The organism is Mesorhizobium marinum (assembly GCF_040813675.1).
GTDB classification, from domain to species: Bacteria; Pseudomonadota; Alphaproteobacteria; order Rhizobiales; family Rhizobiaceae; genus Mesorhizobium_K; species Mesorhizobium_K marinum.
In genome coordinates, this window is sequence record NZ_JBFOCI010000002.1 from 302251 (window position 1) to 323783 (window position 21533).

The window sequence follows — 21533 nt, forward strand, 5'->3', positions numbered from 1 at the left end:
GCGCGCCATCCTGATTTCTTGTCAGACGCAAATTAGTTTGACAAGTTAGAAAATTAGTTTGACAAATTTTGCCGACAGCATGCGGGTGGATGCCCTCTCGGGAGGAGGATTTCCGCACACAGAGGGTGCCAATGCCAGACTTTCCGGTCATCGACGCACATCTGCACGTCTGGGATCAGACCCGGCTCCGGTACAGCGCCTTCGAGGGCAGCCCGCTGTTCGGGCGCCCCTATCGTGTCGAGGACTACCAGCGGGACTGCGGTGCGCTGGAAGTCGAGGCGATGGTGTTCCTCGAATGCTACGCCGACTTCTGGGAGGGCGGCGGGCAGTACATCGAGGAAATCGAGTTCGTCGAAGACGAGCAGAAGCGCGACCCCCGCATCAAGGCCATCATCCCGATGGCGCCGCTCGAATGGGGCAAGCGCGTCGGGCCGATGCTCGACAGGATGCGCGACGAACATCCGAGCGTGCGCGGCATCCGCCGGATCATGGAGTTCGACGCCAATCCGCGCCAGTTGACGATGAGCGAGGGGTTCATCGAGGGCGTCAACCTGCTCGCCGACTACGGCTGGTCGTTCGACATAAACCCGAACTACACGCAGATGGATTTCATCCGGGAATTCGTTCGCCACATCCGCGGCGTCCCGATGATCCTCGACCATTGCGGCAAGCCCGGCATCCGCCAGGGCCGGATCGAACAGTTCCGCGAGGACATGCAGTACATGGCCAGGCATCCCGACATGTGGGTGAAGCTGTCGGACCTGCCGCCCTATGCCAGCGAGAACTGGACCGAGGAGGAGTTGCGACCCTATATCGAGGCGACCCTGGACGCCTTCGGTCCCGAACGCACGATCTATGCCGGCGACTATCCGATCCTGCTGCAATCGACCAACATGACCGAATGGGTCGACGTGCTCGACCGCGCCTTCGCCGATCTCGGGCTCAGCGCCGGCGAAACGCGCAAGATCTACCGGGACAACGCCAACACATTCTACCGTCTCGGCCTGTAGCCAGGGCGCGACGAACAGAACCGCCATGGGAACCAACTTGGGCGAAGCACCAGTCAGAGATGCCTTCTCGGAAGCCGTCGAGGCCGAGCGCGAAAGGCGCGCCGGTGCAATCGGCGGCGGCGCGCTGGATCGCCGCTCGATCGCCGAGCAGGTGTCGGGCCGGATCCTGGCGATGATCAAGTCGGGCAATTTGAAGTCGGGCGACCGGCTGCCCACCGAGCAGAAGATGTCGATCGCCTTCGGCATTTCGCGGCCGCCCCTGCGCGAAGCCCTGAAGGCACTTACGCTGATGGGCGTGCTGACCAGCCGCCAGGGCGGCCGCTACACGGTCACCGACCTCTCGCCCAGCCGGCTCGTCGCACCCGTCAACACCCTGCTCTCCGTCGCCGACTACGACGTGCACCAGCAATTCGAGGCGCGCACCGTCGTCGACCTGGCGCTGGTCCGGCTGTGCGCCGAGCGGGCTTCGCAAGACATGCGGATGCGCATCATGAAGCTTGCCGTCGACGGCCGCGCCTTCGAGCATGATCCGGTGGCGTTCCGGTTGCTCGACATCGAGTTCCACCAGGCGATCAATGCCGGTGCAAACAACGGCCTGCTGTCGGCACTGGCGCAGGTTCTCTACGACCTGGGCCTGGATGTGCGCCGCACCGCAAGCGAACTCCCCGGCGTGATCGCAACCAGCGTCGAACAGCATGTGGCCGTCGCCGATGCGCTGCTGGCCAGGGACGCCGCGGCAGCCGTCGCCGCCTATCGCATTCATCTCGAACACGTGCGCGACTCCACCATCATGGTGACCGGCGAACGATCCTAGGACCCGACACGATGCCAGACCGCATTGCCTTCCGCATGAACCTGTTCCCTGGGCAGGCCTCCGAGTACGAAAGGCGCCATGACGAGATCTTTCCCGAACTCGTCGTCGCGCTGAAGGAGGCCGGCATTTCCGACTACACGATCTGGCTGGATCCCGAGACCAACCATCTGTTCGGCATCCTGACCCGCAGCGACGACCACACGCTGGACCGGTTGCCTGACACGGAGATCATGAAGCGCTGGTGGCTGCACATGCGCGACATCATGGAAACGCACCCCGACAACGTCCCCGTGCAGGTGCCCCTCAAGCGCGTGTTCTACCTGCCATGACCACCGCCTTCCGTATCAAGGATGTGCGCGTCTACACCGTGAAGCCGGGCGAGAAGGCCGGTACCTATTTCAAGCCGGGCGAGAGCCGGCACTGGCTGGTCGACAGCCTGATCTCCAATCCCATGTCCGGCTACCCGCGCTACCGGGATAAGCGGTCGAGCTGGGGTATCGGTGTGCTGGGCGCGATCGTCGTCGAGATCGAGACGGAGGACGGTACGGTCGGCGTGGCGACGGGATCGGGCGGCGTGCCGGCAGCCTGGATGATCAGGCACCACTTCGCCCGCTTCCTGGTCGGCGAGGACGCCCGCAAGACGAACATGCTTTGGGACCAGCTCTATCGGGCGTCACTGCCCTATGGACGCAAGGGCCTGCCGATCATGGCCGTGAGCGCAGTGGACCTGGCGCTCTGGGATCTGATCGGCAAGGTTCGCCGCGAACCCGTCTACAACCTGATCGGCGGCCTCGCCCGCGACGAAATCACCTTCTACTGCACCGGCCCCGATCCGGTCGCCATCAAGACTCTCGGCTTCTGGGGGGCGAAGGTGCCGCTTCCCTGCAGCCATTTCGACGGCGAGGAGGGGTTTGCCAGGAACGTCTCCTTCCTGGCGGCGCACAGGGAAGCCGTCGGGCCCGACTTCCCGCTGATGGTCGACTGCTACATGTCGCTGACGGTCGACTATGCGATCCGCCTCGCGGAGGCCTGCAAGCCGCTGAACATCCACTGGTGGGAAGAAGTGCTGTCGCCGGAGGACGTCGAAGGCTTCCGCGCCATCAAGCACGCGCATCCGACGCTGAAGTGGACGACCGGCGAACACGAATACACCCGCTACGGCTTCCGCCGGCTGATCGAGGAGCGGACGCTCGACATCGTCCAGCCCGACGTCATGTGGGTCGGAGGCCTGACGGAACTTCTCAGGATCGCCGCCCATGCGTCGGCCTACGACATCCCGGTCGTGCCGCACGGGAGCGGCCCCTACTCCTACCACTTCATCGCCAGCCAGACCGGGCCCGCCTTCTGCGAGTATGTCGCGGCCAGCCCCGACGGCCGCACGATAAGCCCTGTTTTCGGCGATCTCTTCGAGGGCGAGCAGATGCCCAGGAACGGGCGGCTGACGCTCGGCGACGCGCCCGGATTCGGCATGACACTCGCCGACCGCTCCGTTCTGGAGCCGGTGGAATAGGCTGGCGCAGGCGCCCGCGACGCCCGGGCGCCATTCGTTCCCCTGACCCGACAGTGCGCCGCCTGATCGAGACGGCGCACTGCGCTGTCCGCCGACCCGGCGCGGTGCGACCGCACGCGCCCGGGCGCAAGTTCGAATCCGCCCGACTGCCGATCAAGGCGATTTACAGCGAATAGATTATGTTGTTATAACCTATTTGAAGTTCGTATCCGCCTTCAACACGGTCAATGGGAGAACGATCATGAATACGGTTTCGAGAATTTGGATTGCCGCGGTGGCCGCGACCGCGATGTCGCCGTTCGCGGCGCAGGCGCAGGACACGTCGCTGACCTACCTGACGCACTGGTCGCCCGATACGGTGGCCCTGCTCGAGCAGGCGGCCGGCGACTATGCCGCGGCCCATCCCGGCGTGAAGGTCACGGTGCGCGCGGTGCCTTTCGGCGACCTCTTGACGACGATCCGCTCCGGCGGCACCGACGGACCGACGATCGCCAGCATCTACGATCTGTGGCTGCCCGCCCTGGTCAAGGACGGCCTCGTCGCCCCGGCGCCGGAAACCGTGGCCGGCGAAGTGACCACCAACTGGCCGGCCGGCATCGCCGCCGCTGCAAGCGTCAACGGCCAGGTCTACGGCATCCCCAACGAGATCAACGTCTATGCGCTGAACTACAACAAGAAGCTGTTCGCCGAAGCCGGCATCGCCGCGCCGCCCAAGACCTGGGACGAACTGAAGGACGCCGCCGCCAAGCTGACCGACGCGTCGGCGGGCAGGCAGGGCTTCGGCATGATCAACTCGTGGGCCGCCGGCGTCGTCCATCCCTTCTCGTCGCTGCTCGTGTCGAACGGCGGCCAGCTGATCGCCGACGGCAAGCCGCAGCTGGACAGCAAGCAGGCGCTTGAGACCTTCGAGCTCTACGAGACGATGATCAAGGAAGGCTATTCGGTCGCCGCCATGGGCACCGCCGACGCCAACACGACGGGCCCGTTCCTCGACAACTTCGTCTCCGGCAAGACCGGCATGATCATCATGGCCAACTGGTGGGAAAGTGCCCTCAAGGGCGGCATGGGCGACGCATTCGCCGATATCGGCACGGCGCCGATCCCGGTCGGCCCGAGCGGCGACACGGCGCGCTCGATCTCCTATTCCTGGCAGACGGTTGTGAATGCCGGCGCCGATGCGGCCCACCAGCAGGCGGCCTGGGACTTCCTGGCCTGGCTGAACGGTCCGACGTCCGGCAAGAACGGCGCCTCGGCCATGGCCGACATCCTGCAGTCGATGGGCATCCTGCCGTCGCGCACTTCCGACGTCGAGGCCTACAAGGATGCGCTGGGACGTCCCTTCCTCGAAGGCTACGTCTCGACGCTGGCCAACGCGCAGGGCTTCCCGATCGTGCTCGGCGGCCAGGAGTTCTCCGAAGCGCTGCAGCAGGTGATCGAGCAGCTTCAGTACGGGCAGGTGTCCGCCGCCGAGGCGCAGACAAACGCCCAGGCCGACGCCGCCTCGATCCTCGAGCGCGCAGCCCAGTAAAAAGCAACCGAAGTCCCGGCGCGCGCCGATCGGTGGTGTGCGCCGGGGCCGACCGACAGAACAGATGACACGTTCCCTTTCCGGCTCCACCTGGCTGATGCTGACGCCCGCGGTCGCTCTGATCGCGGTGTTCATCCTCGTGCCGATGGCGCTGACCGTCTGGCTGTCCTTCCACGAATGGTCGACGCAGACCGGCTTCAGCTCCGCGCGTTTTATCGGGCTGCGCAACTTCCACGACCTGCTCGGCCAGATTTCGGTCGGCCGCGACTTCAAGCGCGCCTTCCTGAACACGGCCGTCTACACCGCCCTCTCGGTCGCCATCATCCTGCCGCTGTCGGTCCTGCTCGGCCTCGTGGTGCACCAGACGCGGGTGGCCGGCGCCCACGCGCTGCGCGCCGTCCTCTTCTCCACCTACATGGTGCCGATGATCGCCGTCGCGCTGGTCTGGTCGAAGCTCTATTCGCCGACCGAAGGGCCGATCAACCAGATCCTCTCCTGGGTCGGCATCGGCCAGCAGCCATGGCTCTCCGCGCCGGGCACGGCGCTCTTCTCGATCGTCATCTTGAATGTCTGGCAGCAGGTCGGCTACTTCACCGTCTTGGTGGTCGCGGGCCTGACGCAGATCCCCGGCTCGCTCTACGAAGCGGCCAGGATCGACGGCGCCAACCGCGTCCAGGAGTTTTTCGGCGTCACGCTGCCGCTTCTGCGCCGAACGCTGCTGTTCAGCTCGGTCATCGCCGTCATCAACGCGGTGCAGGTGTTCGAGCCGGTTGCGCTGATCACGCAAGGCGGGCCGGCCAACGCGACCAACGTGCTCACCTTCCACATCCGCCGCGTCGGCATCGAGCGCGCGCAAGGCGGCCTCGGGTCGGCCATGGCGGTCATGCTCATGCTGTCGCTGATCGTGGTGATCGTGCTGATCTTCGCGCTGGCCCGACAGAAGCGGGAGCGCTGAGATGAACGCCATCTTCCGCGGCCCCCGCCCGCGCGCCACCGACGGGCTGATCCTGCTGGCGATCATCGCCGTTGCGGTTGTCGCCGCCTTCCCGCTGGTGTGGATGGTCCTGTCGAGCCTCAAGACGCCCGCCGAAAGCATGCAGACGCCGCCGGTGTGGATCCCAGCCACGCCCAATCTCTCGGCCTATCGCGAGGTGGCCGGCGTCATCGACGCGCAGCGCTCGTTCTGGAACTCGTTCGTGATCGCCACGACCACGACCGCAGGCATCCTCGTGACGTCTCTGATGGCGGGATACGCATTTGCCAAATACCGGTTCGCAGGCCGCGACGCACTGTTCGCGCTGTTGATCGCCACCATGTTCCTGCCGCCGATCGTGACGCTCATTCCGCTCTACCGGCTGGTGACCTACATGGGTTTCAACGCCAGCCTGGTCGGCGTTATCGTGCCGCACCTCGCCAACGCCTTCGGCATCTTCCTGATGCGCCAGTTCATCGCCGGCGTGCCCGATGACCTGATCGACGCGGCGCGCGTCGACGGGGCGTCGGAACTGCGGATCGTCTTCTCGGTGGTGGCGCCGGCGGTCGCGCCGGCGATCGCGGCGCTGGCGCTGTTCGCCTTCGTCTATCACTGGAACACCTATCTGTGGCCGCTCACCGTGCTTCAGGGCAACACCGAGGACTACCCGATCGTCCTCAGCCTCGGGCGCCTGCTGAGCTACAACCGCGGCGCCATGAACACCGGTCTGGTGATGGCAGGCGCCACGCTCGCGGTGCTGCCGCCGCTCGCGCTGTTCGTCTTCCTGCAGCGCTTCTTCGTCGACTCGATCGTCAGTTCGGGGGTGAAGGGATGACGACGCTGGCGATCGACCTCGGCGGCACCAACTTCCGCGCCGGTCTCGTGGACGGCCAGTCGGTCGAGCCGCATCTGCTCGGGCGATGGCCGGCGCCGGCCAGCCGAGACGACTTCCGCGCCCGTATCGAGACGCTGATGGCGCAGCATCGCGCTGACAGCCTCGGCGTCTGCATCCCCGGCCTTGCGCGCGGCACGGTCTGCGCGTGGACGCCGAACCTTCCTTTCCTCGACGGCGTCGATCTCCGCGCGATGTTTCCCGGCATTCGCGTCGCGCTCGGCAACGACGCGCAGCTTGCCCTGCTGGCCGAGGCCGCCGCCGGCGCAGCACAGGACGCCCGGAACGCGATCCTGCTGGCGATCGGCACCGGCATCGGCTCGGCCGTCCTGGCGGACGCCCGCATCCTGCGCGGCGAAGGCGGGGCCGCCGCCTCGTTCGGCTGGGCCTGCGCTGACCCGTCCGATCCCGGCGACGACGCCCACGGCTGGCTCGAACGCTCCGCCTCCGGCACGGCGCTGGACCGCATCGCGGCATCGCTAGGTCTCGCTGACGGCCCGGCGCTCATTGCCGGCGCTCGCGCGGGCGACAAGGAGGCCCTGGCGGCGCTCGAACGGCCCGCCGCCGCGCTCGCGACAACGCTTGCCGGAGCGGTCGCGCTGACCGGCTCGCCGCTGGTCGTCTTCGCGGGCGGGGTGGTCGAAGGGCTGGATGTGCTCGAGCCACTCGTCCTTCCCGTGCTGTCGCGCCAGTTGCCGCCGCACCTTCGCAGCGTCCGGCTCGCTCCGGCGCGCTTCGGAACCCGCGCGGCGCTCGTCGGCGCCGGCCTCGCCGCGGGCGGGCATCCGGCCTGGGTGGAGGACCAGTGATGACGGCTACGATCAGGCGAGTGGACCGCTCGCGGCCCGAGCCGCTGTGGCACCAGGCCGAACAGGCGCTGCGCGGCCTCATCGCCGACGGCACATGGCCGGACGGCACCCAGCTTCCAAACGAAGGCAAGCTCAGCGAGATGCTCGGGGTGAGCCGCATCACCATCCGTCACGCGCTGCGCAACGTCGAGGAGTCCGGCCTGCTCAGGCGCGAGCACGGGCGCGGCACCTTCGTGCGTACCTCGACGGTGACCGCCGGCGTGCGCGGCCTGACCAGCTTCACGCAGGAGATGGCCGACCGCGGGCTGGTGGTCGGCTCGCGGGTGCTGGAAATGGTCGAGTTGCCGGCATCGCCGGAAGTGGCGAACGCGCTGGAGATCGCCGCTGGCGAGACGGTGGTGAAGGTGCGCCGCCTGCGCGCCGGCAACAATCAGCCGATGGGCATCCAGAACGCCTTCATTCCGGCCGAGCGCGTGCCCGGCCTGGTGGACATCGGCGAGCCGGTGCCTTCGCTCTACGAACTCCTCAAAGCGCGCTACGGGATCGCCCCGCAGATGGCCCGCGAAATCTACCGCGTCGGAGCCGTTTCCGCGGAAGACGCGCCGCTGCTCGAGGTGGAGGCCGGCAGCCCCGCCTTCATCGTCCAGCGCATCACCTCCGACGGGCGCGGCCCGTTCGAATACACCGTCTCGACCATGCGCGGCGACCGCTACGAAATCCGGTCGCGGCTCCAACTCTAACCACCAGCAAAAGGTAGATCTCCATCATGTCCCACTACATCAGCCGCCTCGTCGAACTCGCCGAGCGAGCAGCCACCGAGAACGAGGCAGCCTTCGTCAAGGCCGCCGACGCGCTCTCGACCTCGCTCGAGAGGGAAGGCCTCATCCACCTCTACGGCTCCGGGCATTCCGTGCTGCCGGTGCAGGAGACCTACCCGCGCTACGGCAGCTATGTCGGGTTCAACCCGCTCACCGACCCCCGCGTGATGTGGCACAACATCCTCGGCGCCGGCGGCGTGCGCGAACTGCTCTGGCTGGAGCGCACCGAGCGCTATGCCGAAAAGTTCCTCGACCACCAGCCGCTCAACCCCGGCGACAGCATCGTCATCTTCGGCCACAGCGGACGCAACTCCTCGGGCATCGACACCGCCATCTACGCGAAGAAGCGCGGCCTGACCGTCGTGGCGATCACCGCAAAGTCCAACCTCGACAAGCCGGCGACCCATTCGTCGGGACTGCGCCTCGCCGACGCCGCCGACATCGTGATCGACACCTGCGCGCCGATCGAAGACGCGATCGTGCCGGTCGAAGGATGGTCGCGCCCGGTCGCCGGGTCGTCGACCGTGCTCGCCATGATGATGATGCACGAACTGGTGGCGCGCACGGCGCAGAAGCTCGCTGAAAAGGGCATCGAGTCGCCGACCTTCGCCTCGCCCACCATCGCCGGCGTGACGCTGCACGACACCGACCAGATCTACGGCGTCTATCGCGAGCGCATGATCAAGGCGCAGGAAAAGCACCTCGACTTCTTCAAGCAGCGCATGCGCGGCGAATAGTCCAGCGGGCGCGCGCTTCGGCGCGCGCCTCACCACCACGGCGGCAGGGATACGGAATGGCGACGCTTCAGCTCGAAAACGTCAGGAAATCCTTCGGCACGGTCGACATCATCAAGGGCGTCGACCTCGATGTGGCCGATGGCGAGCTGATCGTCTTCGTCGGTCCCTCCGGCTGCGGAAAGTCGACGCTGCTGCGCATGGTCGCGGGCCTTTCGGATGCCACCTCCGGCACGATCAGGATCGACGGCGAAATCTGCAACGACAAGGCGCCGAAGGAACGCGGCATAGCCATGGTGTTCCAGTCCTACGCGCTCTACCCGCACAAGACGGTCTACCAGAACATGGCGTTCTCGCTGAAGCTGTCGCGCCGGCCCAAGGCGGAAATCGACGAGCGCATCCGCGAAGCCGCCCGCATCCTGCAGATGGAACACCTGCTGGACCGGCGTCCACATCAGCTTTCGGGCGGCCAGAGCCAGCGCGTCGCGATCGGCCGCGCCATCGTGCGCCATCCGAAGGTGTTTCTCTTCGACGAGCCGTTGTCCAATCTCGACGCGGCGCTGCGCGTGTCGATGCGCCGCGAGATCGCCCGGCTGCATTCGGAGCTGAAGTCGACCATGGTCTACGTCACCCACGACCAGGTGGAGGCGATGACGCTCGCCGATCGCATCGTGGTCCTAGAAGCCGGGGAAGTGCGCCAGGTCGGCACGCCGCTCGACCTCTACCACCACCCCGCAAACCAGTTCGTCGCCGGCTTCATCGGCTCGCCGAAGATGAACTTCCTGCGCGGCGCGGTCGCCCGCTCGGACGCAGGCGGAGCGACTGTCGACACCGATGATTTCGGCTCCATACCGGTCGCGTTGGCAGAAGGCGCGCGGGCGACCCCCGGCGCGCCCGCCACCATCGGCGTCCGGCCGGAGCATTGCGCCATCGGCGATGGCGACGGGAGCGCTGGCCGGGCCATGGTCCGCCTGGTCGAACAGCTGGGCGACGAGACGCTGGTGGAACTGGAAACACCCGGCGGCAATCTGCTCGTCGCCAAGGCGCCGCCGTCGCAGGCGTGCCGGATCGGCGAAACGGTGCCGGTGCGGTTCGACCCGAGCGGTCTGCATCTCTTTGACGAGAGCGGCAAGGCCTTTGCCCGCGCTGCAACGCGCGACGGGCGCACAGCCTAGTCTGAGCCCGGGGTAGCCGGTGCCGACAGGATGTCGGTAAAGATCAGCCAGTCGTTGAACATGTGGGCGCCCGTCGACACCGAGACATTCTTGGTCGCGACGTGGCCGGGCAGCAGTCCCATTCACCCCCGAACCTCGCCCCGCATCTTCCGAAGATCAGGTCCCCTTGGTCGATTGACACTGTTCGTCGCCGGACGCACTTTAGGCATGAGCCAAACCTTTGCCGACGCCTTGACCATACATCATTCTGCCAGGGGCATGACGCGCAGTTCCGCGCAATGGTGGGAGGTAGAGCCATGAGAGGACTTTTGGTCGCCGCTGTTGCCGGCCTGGCGCTTGCAGGCTGCGAGTCCACCTGGGCCTGACCGACCATCGTTTGACAATGCGCCCTGCGGAACGCGAGTGGCACGGCCCTTTCCAGAGGAGATCGTCAATGCAACGCTCGATCCTGCTGTCGCTTTTCCTGCTCGTGGCGGGTACCTCGGCCTACGCCCAGGACATCACCGAAAAGCGGGTGCATTTTCCCGCGGGGCAAAGCGGGACGACGCTGCAAGGATCGATCAAGGGCTACGAGATCGTCGATTATCTGCTCGGCGCGAGCGCCGGGCAGCGCATGACGATCGACTACGAGACCAGCAACCTGGCGAGCTATTTCAACCTGCTGCCGGCCAACAGCGAGACCGCGATCTACAACGCGTCGATCAACGGCAACAGCTTTGACGGCATCTTGCCGGCAAACGGCGACTACCGGATTCGCGTCTACCTCATGCGCAGCGCGGCGCGGCGCAACGAGACGGCCAGGTACACGCTTTCGGTCGCCATACACGGCAGCGCCGCGCAAGCCGCGCCGGCGCAGGATCCGGACTACGCGGACGGCCTCTCGGGCGGACCCGACTACTGGGAGGTGCACGGGGTCCCGGCCAACGACACGCTGAACGTGAGAACCGCACCCGGCACCGGAAACCCGGTGATGGGCCAGGTTGCGAACGGCGACCGTGTCCAGAACCAGGGCTGCCGCATGTCCGGAGGGCAGCGCTGGTGCAAGATCAGGTTGCCCGGCGAGGACGGCGGCACCGGATGGGCCGCCGGCCGCTACCTGCGCGAGGCGGCAGCCCCCGACATGGTCCAGCCGACAACCGACGAAGCAAGCGCCGAGGACAAGAAGGCGTGCCTGGCCGCTGTCCGCGCCCAGACAAACAACTCTGTGACGGTGCTGAGTTCCGAGTTTTCCGAAGCCAACTCGATGGTCATGGTCGGGGTCGGTCCCAACCGCGCGCCATGGCGCTGCCTGGTGTCCAGGGGCCGGGTGGCCGAGGTGATGTCGATGACCGACGAGGGCGCGCTGTAGCTGCAGGAGACGCGCCCGGTATCTGACAGAACTCCGATCGGCGAAAGCGCCTCTCCCGTCGATCGTCCGTGCGGCCCACTTCGACTGCACCCTCAGCCGGCTTTCCTTGACACGCCGCCGCTTTGGCATAGGCAGGGGGTACTTTCGACCACGCCGAGCCCACCTGGTACCATGAGCGACATCCTAATCCTTGCAACGGCGGCGTTCTTCGCCGGAGTGCTGAACACCGTGGCCGGCGGGGGCACCTTCCTGACCTTTCCGGCACTCGTCTTTGCCGGTGTTCCCGTGGTAGCTGCGAACGCCACCAGCGCGGTCGCCGTCTTTCCGGGCTATCTCGGCGGGGCACTTGGCTTCCGGCGGGAGGTCGCCGCGTTCGACCGCCGGCGGCTCTTCAAGATCATCGGCGCCACCGCAGTCGGCGGCCTCGTCGGATCGCTGCTTCTGCTGGTGTCCTCGAACGAAGCCTTTTCAGCCGTCGTGCCGTTCCTGCTCGCGCTGGCGACGCTGGCCTTCGCCTTCGGCGACAGGATCCAGGGATGGGCGCAGCGCCGGCACTTCGGGCAGGGGCCGCTGGGTACGATGCTCGTCTCCCTCTATGGCGGCTATTTCAACGGCGGGCTCGGCATCGTGCTCCTTGCACTGTTCCAGCTCTGGGGAATGCGCGACCTCAATGTGATGAACGGCCTGAAGAACTGCCTTTCCTTCGTGCTGTCGGCGATCTCGGTCGCGACCTTCGCGGCGGCGGGCATCGTCGCCTGGCCGCAGGCAGCGCTGATGATGGTGGCGGCGACCGTCGGCGGATACGCCGGCGCACCCCTGGCGAGGGCCCTGCCGCGGGCGGTCGTCAGGGCCGTCGTCATCGTCGTCGGCGCCACGATGAGCGCCGTCTTCCTGTGGAGACTGGTGGCCTGACGGCAGGGAGCATCGAAACAAATGAAACAATGAGGCGCGACCGGCGAAACATGCCGGGATCATGGCCGAGCGATAGTGGGGGCAGCCGTCGAAACGACGGACGCGTGTCTCCCCCGGGGAACGCGGGCAACCCAACGAGAGGAACCGACATGACACCGCATCTCACCGCCAAGCTCCTCGGCGCCGCAATCGTTCTCGCCGCCGCGATTCCCGCTGCTTCCGCCGATCCGGTCTGCGCACCCGGCTTCAAGACCGAGCAGAAGACCGGCTGGGTCCTGAAGTGCAAGAAGACCGTGGCGATGGCCCAGAAGGGCGTCGCGCTCACCCAGGCTCAGACCGCGCAGTGCAAGGTCAACTCGTACTGGAACTACGGACCGGCGGTCACCGCCAAGCACGGCCCGGCCAACGTGATGGTCACCGTGCGCTACACCTGCGGGCACGCCGAAGGCTGAGCCGCAGGCCGCGACGCCCGTGCGGGCGGGGCCGCAAGGCCGGTCCCGCAGCGCACGGAACGCGTGGCATCAGGAAATCCGCGAATTGTGACTTGCCCAATCGGGCCCACTGACGCAAGCAGGGGCAATCTCCATCTGCCGCCTGCGGAAAGAAGCGTCATGACCGTCCACGCCACCACTGCCCCGATCGATGCCCAGAAGCTGGACCGGCTAGCCGAAGTCGCGGTCAAGGTCGGGTTGCGGCTGCAGCCCGGCCAGGATCTGTTACTGACCGCGCCGTCCGCCGCCCTGCCGCTCGTCCGCAGGATCGCACACCATGCCTATGCCGCCGGCGCAGGCCTGGTCACGCCGTTGCTGTCCGACGAGGAGATCACGCTGTCGCGCTATCGGTCGGCGCCAGCCGCCAGCTTCGACCGCGCGCCAGGCTGGCTCTATGACGGCATGGCCAAGGCCTTCTCCGCCAACACCGCCCGCCTGGCGATCGTCGGCGACAACCCGATGCTCCTGTCGGGCGAAGACCCCGAAAAAGTCGCCCGCGCCAACAAGGCCAATTCGGTCGCCTACCAGCCCGCGCTGGAGAAGATCGCCGGCTTCGACATCAACTGGAACATCATCGCCTATCCCGGCGCGTCGTGGGCGAAGCTGGTCTTCCCCGGCGACGACGAGAGCGTCGCGGTCGCCAAGCTGGCCGACGCCATCTTCGCTGCGTCCCGCGTCGACACAGGCGATCCGGTCGAAGCCTGGGCGGCGCACAACAAGGCGCTTCGCGCCCGCACCGAATGGCTGAACGCGGAGCGGTTCTCGGCGCTGCATTTCCGGGGCCCGGGAACCGACCTGACCGTCGGCCTTGCCGACGGCCACGAATGGGAAGGGGGCGCGTCTGCTGCCAAGAACGGCATCGTCTGCAATCCGAACATCCCGACCGAGGAGGTGTTCACGACGCCGCATGCTCAAAAGGTCGAAGGGCACGTGGCCAGCACCAAGCCGCTCTCCTACCAGGGAACGCTGATCGACGACATCTCGGTGCGCTTCGAGCAAGGACGTATCGTCGAAGCCAAGGCGCGGCGCGGCGAAGCGGTGCTGAACAAGGTGCTGGATACCGACGACGGGGCGCGCCGGCTTGGCGAAGTAGCGCTGGTGCCGCATTCCTCGCCGATCTCGAAGAGCGGCATCCTCTTCTACAACACGCTGTTCGACGAGAACGCCTCGTGCCACATCGCGCTCGGCCAGTGCTACTCCAAGTGCTTCGTCGACGGTGACAAGCTGACGCCCGAGCAGATCGCGGCCCAGGGCGGCAACAAGAGCCTGATCCACATCGACTGGATGATCGGCTCGAACGAAATCGATATCGACGGCGTTCGCGCCGACGGCAGCCGGACGCCGGTGTTCCGGCGCGGCGAATGGGCCTGATCGCTGCGGATCAGGCCCCTGTTCCAGGACAGGCGGCGTTCAGCCTGTGCGGTCGAATCCTATTCGCCGTAGGGCACCCAGATATTCTTCACCTGTGTGGCGCGGCGCAGGAACTCGCGCCCTTGCGCATCGGTCGAGCGCCAATTGCGCGCGCCGCCGTTCCAGACCGGCTTGAGGTTGCCGGCTGACGCCTTGTCGACGAGCGCGGCATCAACACTCCCGTTGAAGTTCCACAGCGCCGCGATCTCGTCATGGTCGGCGATCGTCTTTGCCAGTTCGCCAGGGTTGCCGGTGACGATGCTGAGCACGCCGGCCGGAACGTCGCTGGTGTCGATGATCTGGTAGAAGTCCGTCGCCGCCAGCGGATGGCGCGCCGAGGGCACCGCGACGACGCGGTTGCCGGCGGCGATCGCCGGCATGACCAGCGAGACGAAGCCGAGAAGCGGCGCCTCTTCCGGGCAGAGCAGCCCCATGATGCCGAATGGCTCGTTCATCGCCAGCGTCACATGCCGCGACTTGGTCGAATGCACGGCTCCGTCGTGCTTGTCGGCGAAGCCTGCGTAGAAGAAGGTGCGCCGGACGGCCAGCGAGACCTCCTCGGCGGCATCCCGCTTCGAGACGCCGGTCATGGCGCGCAGCCGCGCCTCGAACTCGTCCACGCGTGCCGAAAGGTTTTCCGCGATGTAGTAGAGGATCTGCGCACGGTTGTGGGCGGTCGCAGCACCCCAGCCTTCCGCCTTGGCGGCCGCCTCGACGGCGTTGCGGACGTCCTTGCGATTGCCGAGACCGGCAAGCCCGACCTGCTTTCCGGACGGGTTGAGGACGGCGTAGCTGTAGCCGGAGTCCGGGCGCGCCTGCTTGCCGCCGATGTAGAGCTTTGCAGTGCGGTCGACCGCGTCGACGGCGGCGATCTGAGCAGTCGGCGAAGGCGCGGCGGTCAGCGCGACCTTCGCGGCTTCCTTGCCCTTCGCCTTGGCGCCGTCGTCCGCCAGGTATTCATAGAGGCCTTCGCGACCGCCCTCGCGCCCGAACCCGCTCTCGCGATAGCCGCCGAAGCCGGCAGCGGCGTCGAACAGGTTGGTGGCGTTGATCCAGATCACGCCGGCCTTCAGCCGCGCGGCCACGTCGAGGCTGCGGTTGATGTTCTCCGACCAGATCGAGGCGGCGAGGCCGAAGCGCGTGTTGTTGGCGAGCGCCACCGCCTCGTCGGGCGTGCGGAACGTCATGGCGACCAAGACCGGACCGAAGATCTCGACCACGGCGACCGTGGATGCCGGCTCGACACCGGTCATCAGCGTCGGCGCGAAGAACGTGCCGGTGCCCGGAACCTGGATCGACGAAGGCTGAAACACCTCCGCGCCTTCCTCCTTGCCCTTGGCGACCAGCGCGGTGATGCGCTCGAGTTGCTCGGTCGAGACAACCGCGCCGATGTCGGTCGACTTGTCGAGCGGCGAGCCGACGCGCAGCGTCTCCATGCGCGCCCGCACCTTGGCGTAGAGCTTCTCGGCGATGCCTTCCTGGACGAGCAGGCGCGAGCCGGCGCAGCAGACCTCGCCCTGGTTGAACCATATCGCGTCGACCAGCCCTTCGACCGCGCTGTCGAGGTCAGCGTCGTCGAACACGATGAAGGGCGACTTGCCGCCGAGTTCCAGGGACAGCTTCTTGCCCGAACCGGCCGTCGCGGTGCGGATCACGCGGCCGACGTCGGTCGAGCCGGTAAAGGCGATCTTCTGCACGCCCTCATGCGCAACCAGCGCGGCGCCCGTGTCGCCCTCGCCGGTTACGATGTTGACGACGCCGGCCGGAAGACCGACCTCGCGGCAGATCTCCGCGAAGGCGAGCGCGGTGAGCGGCGTCTGCTCGGCGGGCTTCAGCACCACGGTGTTGCCGGCCGCAAGCGCCGGCGCGATCTTCCATGCGAGCATCAGCAGCGGAAAGTTCCACGGGATGATCTGGCCGCAAACGCCGACAGGCCGATAGCCGGGGAACTCGCTCTCCAGCAGTTCCGCCCAGCCGGCGTGGTGGTAGAAGTGTCTGGCGACCAGCGGCATGTCGATATCCCGCGTTTCGCGGATCGGCTTGCCGTTGTCCATGGTTTCCAGCACGGCAAGGAAACGGTCGCGCTTCTGGATGTTGCGGGCGATCGCGTAGAGATATTTCGCGCGTTCGTGGCCGGGGAGTTTCGACCAGCCCTTGAAGGCGCGGCCAGCAGCGGCCACCGCCTTGTCGATGTCCTGGGCGGTACCGTGCGCAACCTGCGCCAGCGGCTTGCCGTCGGCCGGGTTGGCGACCTTGAAGCTCTTGCTGGCGGAGGGGTCGGTGAACCTGCCGTCGATGAAATGGCCGAAGCCGCCCTTGTGGGCTTCCAGCCAGGCGAGCACATGTTCGTTGCCCTCGGGCGCGGGTCCGTATTCCATGCTCTTCAGCACATCCTTGACGTGAACCATGGTTCGCCCCTCAGGCCATAGGGTGACGATAGGCGGCCGAGTAGCGGCCGGTGACGAAATGCTCGAGCTGGCGCTCGATGTCGGCGAGCATCGAGCTGGCGCCGATGCGGAAGAGGTCCGGCTCCAGCCAACGCCGGCCGAGTTCCTCCTTCATCAGGATCAGCCAGTTCATCGCGTCCTTGGCGGTCTTCAGCCCGCCCGCCGGCTTGAATCCGACGCGGTAGCCGGTCTCATCGAGATAGTCGCGAAGCGCGCGGATCATCACGAGGCTGACCGGCAGGGTTGCGTTGACGTCCTCCTTGCCGGTGGACGTCTTGATGAAGTCGGCGCCGGCCTGCATCGACACCATCGATGCCTTGTAGACGTTGCGCAGCGTCTTCAGGTCGCCGGTCGCGAGGATGGCTTTGAGGTGCGCTTCGCCGCACGCCTCGCGCATCGCCGCGACCTCGTCGTAGAGCGCCTGCCATTCCTGGTCGAAGACCAGCGCACGGTTGATGACGATGTCGATCTCGCCAGCCCCCTCGCCCACGGCGTAGCGGATTTCCTCGAGCCGCTGGGGCAGCGGCGTCAGCCCCGTCGGGAAGCCGGTCGCCACCGAAGCCACGGGAATGCCGGAACCCTTCAGCGCCTTGACGGCGGCGGGCACCATGGTGGGATAGACGCAGACGGCGCCGACTGTCGGCGGCTCGTCCTCGAGCCCCAGACCCTTGAGCAGGGCATCGCTCAACGGCCGCATCGCCTTGGCGCAGAGCCGCTGCACGCGGCCGGGCGTGTCGTCGCCGGCGAGCGTGGTCAGGTCGATGCAGGTAAGCGCCTTCACCAGCCATGCGGCCTGGTATTCCTTCTTGACGGTACGGCGGGTGGGCAGGGTCGCCGCGCGGCGCTCCACCGCGCTGAGGTTCACCTGGACGGACTCGAAGGCTTCGAGACGCAGCGCGGTTCCCGCATTGCGCTGCGAGTTCCTGAGAACGTCGGGCTCGGCAAGAGCTACCGCTGACCGTTGCATCGACTCTCCTCCACTTGACCAAACCCGGATATGATCCATAATGTTGGGATCAAAACATTATGTGACAATCATCACATTAATCGAAGCACGTCAAGACCGGATCGGACGCGCCACTGGCGGCGGATCGTAGCACAAGGAGGATGCGGTGAGCAGAACCGGGATGCGAAGCGACCGCCTCGACAGGCTGGCCGCCATGCTCGGCGGGCAGAGCCATCTGAAGCTCGGCGACGTGGCAGCCGACCTCGGCGTGTCCGAGATGACCATCCGTCGCGACGTGCTCGAATCCGGAGGGCGCTTCGCCTGTCTCGGCGGCCATGTGATCGGCGCACAGACCGAGGCGGCCGGCGGCTACGCCCTCGACAGGGAGACCGACCAGCACGCCGCTGCCAAGGCGGCAGCCTGCGCCAGGGCGGTGGAACTGATCGAGCAGGACGACACGATCTTCATCGATTGCGGCACGACGCTACCGCACCTGGCCGCGCTCATCCCGGCGGAACTGCGGCTGACGGCGGTCTGCTATTCGCTCAACATCGCCGATATCCTGAGCCGCCGGGATAACACCCGGTTGATCCTGCTCGGCGGCGTCTTCCACCAGGGCGCGGCATCGTTCTCTGGGGAAGCCGCCCTGCAGGAACTGCTCAGCCTCAACATCAACAAGGCCTTCCTCTCGGCCGGCGGCGTGCACGAGGAGCGCGGCGTCACCTGCTCGCATTTTCACGAGGTGCCGGTGAAGCAGGCCGCGATCGCCCGTGCGGTGAACACCCACCTCGTCGTGGACGCGAGCAAGTTCGGAACGGTGAGGCCCGCCCGTTTCGCCGACGCCGACGCCTTCACATCGATCATTTCGGATCGGACCTGATGGAGCGCGCAGGAGCAGACGTTATATTTCACGCTAGCAATCCGACCGAAGGAAAAGTCGTGACCGACAAGTCCGGTTCCAAAGGGTGAAACGCTTTCATTGTTATATTCATTCGTATATAGCGATTCCGGTAATATCATCTGCTGGAGGGTATCGTGCCAACTGGACGGGTCACTAACGGGCTGGCTTCGGCAATCGGCGAGCTGGCCGCTCTCCTCGTCATCGGAACGACGGGCGCCCTAGCGCAGGAAAAGGTGACGGTCTTCGCCGCGGCCAGCCTGAAGAACGCGCTCGATGCGGTGAACCAGGCATGCACCGGTGAAGCCGGCCACCCGGCGACCATCTCCTACGCGGCAAGCTCGGCGCTCGCCAGGCAGATCGAGGAGGGTGCACCCGCCGATGTCTTCATGTCGGCCGATCTCGACTGGATGACGTATCTTTCCGACAGGAAGCTCATCAAGTCCGAAACGGAGACAAGGCTGCTCGGCAACAGCATCGTGCTGGTCGCGCCGGCCGACTCGACCATCGAGGCGACCATCGCGAACGATTTCGACCTCGCAGGCCTGATCGGGGAAGGCAGGCTCGCCATGGCCAATGTCGACGCCGTCCCCGCCGGCAAATACGGCAAGGCCGCGTTGAAATCGCTCGGCGTCTGGGCCTCCGTGGAAGGCAAGGTCGCGCAGGCCGAGAATGTGCGCGCCGCGCTCGCCCTCGTCGCGACGGGGGAGGCCCCGCTCGGCATCGTCTACAAGACGGACGCGGCGGCAGAACCCAAGGTGAAGATCGTCGGCGCGTTTCCGGCCGACTCCCACCCGGCCATCGTCTACCCGGTGGCCGAAACGACCGGCAGCCAGGGCAACGGGCCCCGGGCTTTCCTTGAATGCCTGCGGTCGGCTAAAGCAAAGAGCCTGTTCGAGGAACAGGGCTTCACGGTGCTGACGCCGGTCGCATCGAACTAGGACGCTCGCTTCCGGATGCAGTGGCTGCTGGACCTCACGCCCGACGAATGGAATGCGGTCCGGCTGTCGATCCGGGTCGCCGTCGTGGCTACGGTCTTCTCGCTGCCGCCCGGAATCGTGATCGCGCTGCTGCTGGCACGGGGCCGCTTCTGGGGCAAGTCGTTGCTGAACGGCCTGGTTCACCTGCCGCTGATCCTGCCGCCGGTGGTGACGGGCTACCTGCTGCTGCTCACATTCGGCAGGCGCGGTCCGGTCGGCGCCTTGCTCGACCAGTATTTCGGCATCGTCTTCTCGTTCCGCTGGACGGGCGCGGCGCTCGCCTGCGGCATCATGGGCTTCCCGCTGATGGTGCGCGCCATCAGGCTTTCCATCGAGGCGGTCGACCGCCGACTAGAGGCTGCCGCCGGTACGCTGGGGGCAAGTCCGGCATGGGTCTTCGGCACGATCACGCTGCCGCTCATCCTGCCCGGCGTCATCGCCGGCATGATCCTGTGCTTCGCCAAGGCGATGGGCGAATTCGGCGCGACGATCACCTTCGTCTCCAACATCCCGGGCGAGACGCAGACGCTGCCTTCGGCGATCTACACGTTCACGCAAGTGCCGGGCGGCGACGAAGGGGCGCTGCGCCTGACCATCATATCGATCGTCATCGCCATGGGCGCGCTCGTGGCATCCGAGGTTCTGGCCAGGCGCGCCGGCCGTCGGCTGGAGGTCGAATGAGCCTCTCGGTCGATATCAGCCACCGGCTCGGCGCCTTCACGCTCGAGGCCGCCTTCGAAAGCAGTGGACGTCTGACCGCACTGTTCGGCCCGTCAGGGTCGGGCAAGACCACGCTGGTCAACCTGATCGGCGGGCTACTCCGGCCGGAGCGCGGCGCGATCTCCTGCGACGGGCGCGTGCTGGTCGACACGGCAAGCGGCGTGTTCGTGCCGAAGCACAAGCGCCGCATCGGCTACGTCTTCCAGGATGCGCGGCTCTTCCCGCACATGACCGTCGACCAGAACCTGCGCTACGGACGCTTCTTCGCGCCGCCGACCGAGCGCACCGGAAGCACCGCCGATGTCGTCGACCTGCTCGGCATCGGCCATCTGCTCGACCGCGGGCCGGGATCGCTTTCCGGCGGCGAGAAGCAGCGCGTCGCCATTGGCCGCGCCTTGCTGGCCAGCCCGAAGCTCATCCTGATGGACGAACCGCTTGCGTCGCTCGACGAGCGCCGCAAGGCCGAGATCATGCCCTACATCGAACGGCTGCGCGACGAGACGGGAATCCCGATCGTCTATGTCAGCCATTCGATCGCCGAGGTGGCGCGGCTGGCCACCGACATGGTGGTTCTGGATGCCGGCAAGGTCGCGGCGGCTGGAACCGCGGCCGACCTGCTGCAGCGGCTCGACCTCCTGCCCGACGAGGAGCGCGACGAGGGCGGCGCCGTGTTCGAGATGCAGGTCAAAAGCCGCGACGAGGCCTTTGGCATGTCGCTGCTGACATCTCCGGTCGGCGAGATCCATGTCGCCGAACTCGATGCCGAGACCGGGACGACGGTACGCGTTCGCATCCGCGCCAGAGACATCATGGTGGCGACAGAGCGCCCCAGAGGGATCAGCGCGCTCAACGTCCTGCCCGGCCGGATCGCCGCGCTGGGAACGGGAACCGGACCATTTGCCGACGTCACGATCGATTGCAACGGCCAGGAGATAGCGGCGCGGATAACCAGGCAGTCGGCCGCCACGCTGGGACTTACGCTCGGCATGGCCGTCTTCGCGGTCGTCAAGTCGGTGACGTTTGACCGGAGAAACACGGCCAGGACCGCCGCAGGCGCGAGCTTGCCGCGGGGGACGACAAGCAACCCCTTGGTCAGCTAAGCTGGCGGCGCGCCATCA

22 protein-coding genes are annotated in these 21533 nt (G+C 66.6%); 19 read left to right on the plus strand and 3 right to left on the minus strand.

All coding sequences use genetic code 11. The features are described from left to right. Nucleotides 1–131: 131 nt before the first annotated feature. The 11 genes from ABUE31_RS06955 to ABUE31_RS07005 all read left to right on the plus strand — a co-directional run bounded on the left by ABUE31_RS06955 (nt 132) and on the right by ABUE31_RS07005 (nt 10263). On the plus strand, nt 132–1010 hold the full coding sequence (locus ABUE31_RS06955) for an amidohydrolase family protein (RefSeq protein ID WP_367722804.1): 879 nt from the start codon (nt 132–134) through the stop codon (nt 1008–1010). Nucleotides 1011–1047: 37 nt separating this feature from the next. Then, nucleotides 1048–1824 carry a FadR/GntR family transcriptional regulator gene (locus ABUE31_RS06960; RefSeq protein WP_367722805.1) on the plus strand — a complete coding sequence of 259 codons (777 nt, stop codon included), beginning with the start codon at nt 1048–1050 and terminating at the stop codon, nt 1822–1824. 11 nt (nt 1825–1835) lie between these two features. Beyond that, nucleotides 1836–2153, plus strand: a complete 318-nt coding sequence (rhaM, locus tag ABUE31_RS06965; RefSeq protein ID WP_367722806.1) for an L-rhamnose mutarotase — start codon at nt 1836–1838, stop codon at nt 2151–2153. Further along, nucleotides 2150–3334 (plus strand): L-rhamnonate dehydratase, encoded by a 1185-nt coding sequence (rhmD, locus tag ABUE31_RS06970; protein WP_367722807.1) that lies wholly within the window; start codon nt 2150–2152, stop codon nt 3332–3334. The genes rhaM and rhmD overlap by 4 nt, the downstream gene beginning before the upstream one ends. Before the next feature lie 241 nt (nt 3335–3575). Next, nucleotides 3576–4862, plus strand: a complete 1287-nt coding sequence (locus tag ABUE31_RS06975) for an extracellular solute-binding protein (RefSeq protein WP_367722808.1) — start codon at nt 3576–3578, stop codon at nt 4860–4862. A gap of 64 nt (nt 4863–4926) precedes the next feature. Then, the gene (locus ABUE31_RS06980) at nt 4927–5817 is read left to right on the plus strand and encodes a carbohydrate ABC transporter permease (protein ID WP_367722809.1); all 891 of its coding nucleotides are present in this window, start codon (nt 4927–4929) and stop codon (nt 5815–5817) included. Between the two features lies 1 nt (nt 5818). Continuing rightward, a complete protein-coding gene (locus ABUE31_RS06985) occupies nt 5819–6670 on the plus strand; it encodes a carbohydrate ABC transporter permease (RefSeq protein ID WP_367722810.1) in 852 nt (283 codons plus the stop codon). Continuing rightward, entirely contained in the window at nt 6667–7536 is an 870-nt protein-coding gene (locus ABUE31_RS06990) for an ROK family protein (protein WP_367722811.1), read from the plus strand. Before ABUE31_RS06985 ends, ABUE31_RS06990 begins: the two co-directional genes overlap by 4 nt. Continuing rightward, the gene (locus ABUE31_RS06995) at nt 7536–8276 is read left to right on the plus strand and encodes a GntR family transcriptional regulator (RefSeq protein WP_367722812.1); all 741 of its coding nucleotides are present in this window, start codon (nt 7536–7538) and stop codon (nt 8274–8276) included. The genes ABUE31_RS06990 and ABUE31_RS06995 overlap by 1 nt, the downstream gene beginning before the upstream one ends. A 26-nt stretch (nt 8277–8302) precedes the next feature. After that, nucleotides 8303–9091 (plus strand): sugar isomerase domain-containing protein, encoded by a 789-nt coding sequence (locus tag ABUE31_RS07000; RefSeq protein ID WP_367722813.1) that lies wholly within the window; start codon nt 8303–8305, stop codon nt 9089–9091. Nucleotides 9092–9147: 56 nt separating this feature from the next. Then, nucleotides 9148–10263 (plus strand): ABC transporter ATP-binding protein, encoded by a 1116-nt coding sequence (locus ABUE31_RS07005; protein ID WP_367722814.1) that lies wholly within the window; start codon nt 9148–9150, stop codon nt 10261–10263. Here the strand turns inward: ABUE31_RS07005 and ABUE31_RS07010 are convergent. After that, nucleotides 10260–10385, minus strand: a complete 126-nt coding sequence (locus tag ABUE31_RS07010; protein ID WP_367722815.1) for a hypothetical protein — start codon at nt 10383–10385, stop codon at nt 10260–10262. The genes ABUE31_RS07005 and ABUE31_RS07010 overlap by 4 nt on opposite strands. A gap of 311 nt (nt 10386–10696) precedes the next feature. Here ABUE31_RS07010 and ABUE31_RS07015 point away from each other — a divergent pair, with 311 nt between their 5' ends. From ABUE31_RS07015 to ABUE31_RS07030, 4 genes are all read left to right on the plus strand, one after another. Next, complete coding sequence (locus tag ABUE31_RS07015) at nt 10697–11611, plus strand: SH3 domain-containing protein (RefSeq protein WP_367722816.1); 915 nt, start codon at nt 10697–10699, stop codon at nt 11609–11611. Between the two features lie 171 nt (nt 11612–11782). After that, nucleotides 11783–12523: a sulfite exporter TauE/SafE family protein gene (locus tag ABUE31_RS07020; protein ID WP_367722817.1), complete on the plus strand. Its 741-nt coding sequence runs from the start codon at nt 11783–11785 to the stop codon at nt 12521–12523. A 149-nt stretch (nt 12524–12672) separates the two neighbouring features. Then, nucleotides 12673–12975 (plus strand): hypothetical protein, encoded by a 303-nt coding sequence (locus tag ABUE31_RS07025; protein WP_367722818.1) that lies wholly within the window; start codon nt 12673–12675, stop codon nt 12973–12975. Nucleotides 12976–13134: 159 nt separating this feature from the next. Continuing rightward, nucleotides 13135–14385: an aminopeptidase gene (locus ABUE31_RS07030; protein ID WP_367722819.1), complete on the plus strand. Its 1251-nt coding sequence runs from the start codon at nt 13135–13137 to the stop codon at nt 14383–14385. 59 nt (nt 14386–14444) lie between these two features. Here the strand turns inward: ABUE31_RS07030 and ABUE31_RS07035 are convergent, their stop codons facing one another. Together ABUE31_RS07035 and deoC are read right to left on the minus strand one after the other, a co-directional pair. Continuing rightward, nucleotides 14445–16832, minus strand: a complete 2388-nt coding sequence (locus ABUE31_RS07035) for an aldehyde dehydrogenase family protein (RefSeq protein ID WP_367722820.1) — start codon at nt 16830–16832, stop codon at nt 14445–14447. Nucleotides 16833–16842: 10 nt separating this feature from the next. Beyond that, nucleotides 16843–17838, minus strand: coding sequence for a deoxyribose-phosphate aldolase (deoC, locus tag ABUE31_RS07040; RefSeq protein ID WP_367722821.1), 996 nt, complete (start codon nt 17836–17838; stop codon nt 16843–16845). A gap of 145 nt (nt 17839–17983) precedes the next feature. On the opposite strand from deoC, the gene ABUE31_RS07045 reads away from it, so the two are divergent. The 4 genes from ABUE31_RS07045 to modC all read left to right on the plus strand — a co-directional run bounded on the left by ABUE31_RS07045 (nt 17984) and on the right by modC (nt 21515). Then, nucleotides 17984–18697, plus strand: a complete 714-nt coding sequence (locus ABUE31_RS07045) for a DeoR family transcriptional regulator (RefSeq protein WP_367722822.1) — start codon at nt 17984–17986, stop codon at nt 18695–18697. Nucleotides 18698–18852: 155 nt separating this feature from the next. Continuing rightward, on the plus strand, nt 18853–19656 hold the full coding sequence (gene modA / locus ABUE31_RS07050) for a molybdate ABC transporter substrate-binding protein (RefSeq protein ID WP_437344087.1): 804 nt from the start codon (nt 18853–18855) through the stop codon (nt 19654–19656). Nucleotides 19657–19671: 15 nt separating this feature from the next. After that, the gene (gene modB / locus ABUE31_RS07055) at nt 19672–20376 is read left to right on the plus strand and encodes a molybdate ABC transporter permease subunit (protein ID WP_367722823.1); all 705 of its coding nucleotides are present in this window, start codon (nt 19672–19674) and stop codon (nt 20374–20376) included. Beyond that, entirely contained in the window at nt 20373–21515 is a 1143-nt protein-coding gene (gene modC, locus ABUE31_RS07060) for a molybdenum ABC transporter ATP-binding protein (RefSeq protein ID WP_367722824.1), read from the plus strand. The genes modB and modC overlap by 4 nt, the downstream gene beginning before the upstream one ends. Nucleotides 21516–21533: the final 18 nt, after the last annotated feature.

Bases quoted from the DNA above. Each gene is read 5' to 3' on its own strand.
- ABUE31_RS06955 (WP_367722804.1), top strand. From the start codon at position 132: ATGCCAGACTTTCCGGTCATCGACGCACATCTGCACGTCTGGGATCAG.
- rhaM (WP_367722806.1), top strand. From the start codon at position 1,836: ATGCCAGACCGCATTGCCTTCCGCATGAACCTGTTCCCTGGGCAGGCC.
- rhmD (WP_367722807.1), top strand. From the start codon at position 2,150: ATGACCACCGCCTTCCGTATCAAGGATGTGCGCGTCTACACCGTGAAG.
- ABUE31_RS06975 (WP_367722808.1), top strand. From the start codon at position 3,576: ATGAATACGGTTTCGAGAATTTGGATTGCCGCGGTGGCCGCGACCGCG.
- ABUE31_RS06980 (WP_367722809.1), top strand. From the start codon at position 4,927: ATGACACGTTCCCTTTCCGGCTCCACCTGGCTGATGCTGACGCCCGCG.
- ABUE31_RS06985 (WP_367722810.1), top strand. From the start codon at position 5,819: ATGAACGCCATCTTCCGCGGCCCCCGCCCGCGCGCCACCGACGGGCTG.
- ABUE31_RS06990 (WP_367722811.1), top strand. From the start codon at position 6,667: ATGACGACGCTGGCGATCGACCTCGGCGGCACCAACTTCCGCGCCGGT.
- ABUE31_RS06995 (WP_367722812.1), top strand. From the start codon at position 7,536: ATGACGGCTACGATCAGGCGAGTGGACCGCTCGCGGCCCGAGCCGCTG.
- ABUE31_RS07000 (WP_367722813.1), top strand. From the start codon at position 8,303: ATGTCCCACTACATCAGCCGCCTCGTCGAACTCGCCGAGCGAGCAGCC.
- ABUE31_RS07005 (WP_367722814.1), top strand. From the start codon at position 9,148: ATGGCGACGCTTCAGCTCGAAAACGTCAGGAAATCCTTCGGCACGGTC.
- ABUE31_RS07010 (WP_367722815.1), bottom strand. From the start codon at position 10,385: ATGGGACTGCTGCCCGGCCACGTCGCGACCAAGAATGTCTCGGTGTCG.
- ABUE31_RS07015 (WP_367722816.1), top strand. From the start codon at position 10,697: ATGCAACGCTCGATCCTGCTGTCGCTTTTCCTGCTCGTGGCGGGTACC.
- ABUE31_RS07020 (WP_367722817.1), top strand. From the start codon at position 11,783: ATGAGCGACATCCTAATCCTTGCAACGGCGGCGTTCTTCGCCGGAGTG.
- ABUE31_RS07025 (WP_367722818.1), top strand. From the start codon at position 12,673: ATGACACCGCATCTCACCGCCAAGCTCCTCGGCGCCGCAATCGTTCTC.
- ABUE31_RS07030 (WP_367722819.1), top strand. From the start codon at position 13,135: ATGACCGTCCACGCCACCACTGCCCCGATCGATGCCCAGAAGCTGGAC.
- ABUE31_RS07035 (WP_367722820.1), bottom strand. From the start codon at position 16,832: ATGGTTCACGTCAAGGATGTGCTGAAGAGCATGGAATACGGACCCGCG.
- deoC (WP_367722821.1), bottom strand. From the start codon at position 17,838: ATGCAACGGTCAGCGGTAGCTCTTGCCGAGCCCGACGTTCTCAGGAAC.
- modB (WP_367722823.1), top strand. From the start codon at position 19,672: ATGCAGTGGCTGCTGGACCTCACGCCCGACGAATGGAATGCGGTCCGG.
- modC (WP_367722824.1), top strand. From the start codon at position 20,373: ATGAGCCTCTCGGTCGATATCAGCCACCGGCTCGGCGCCTTCACGCTC.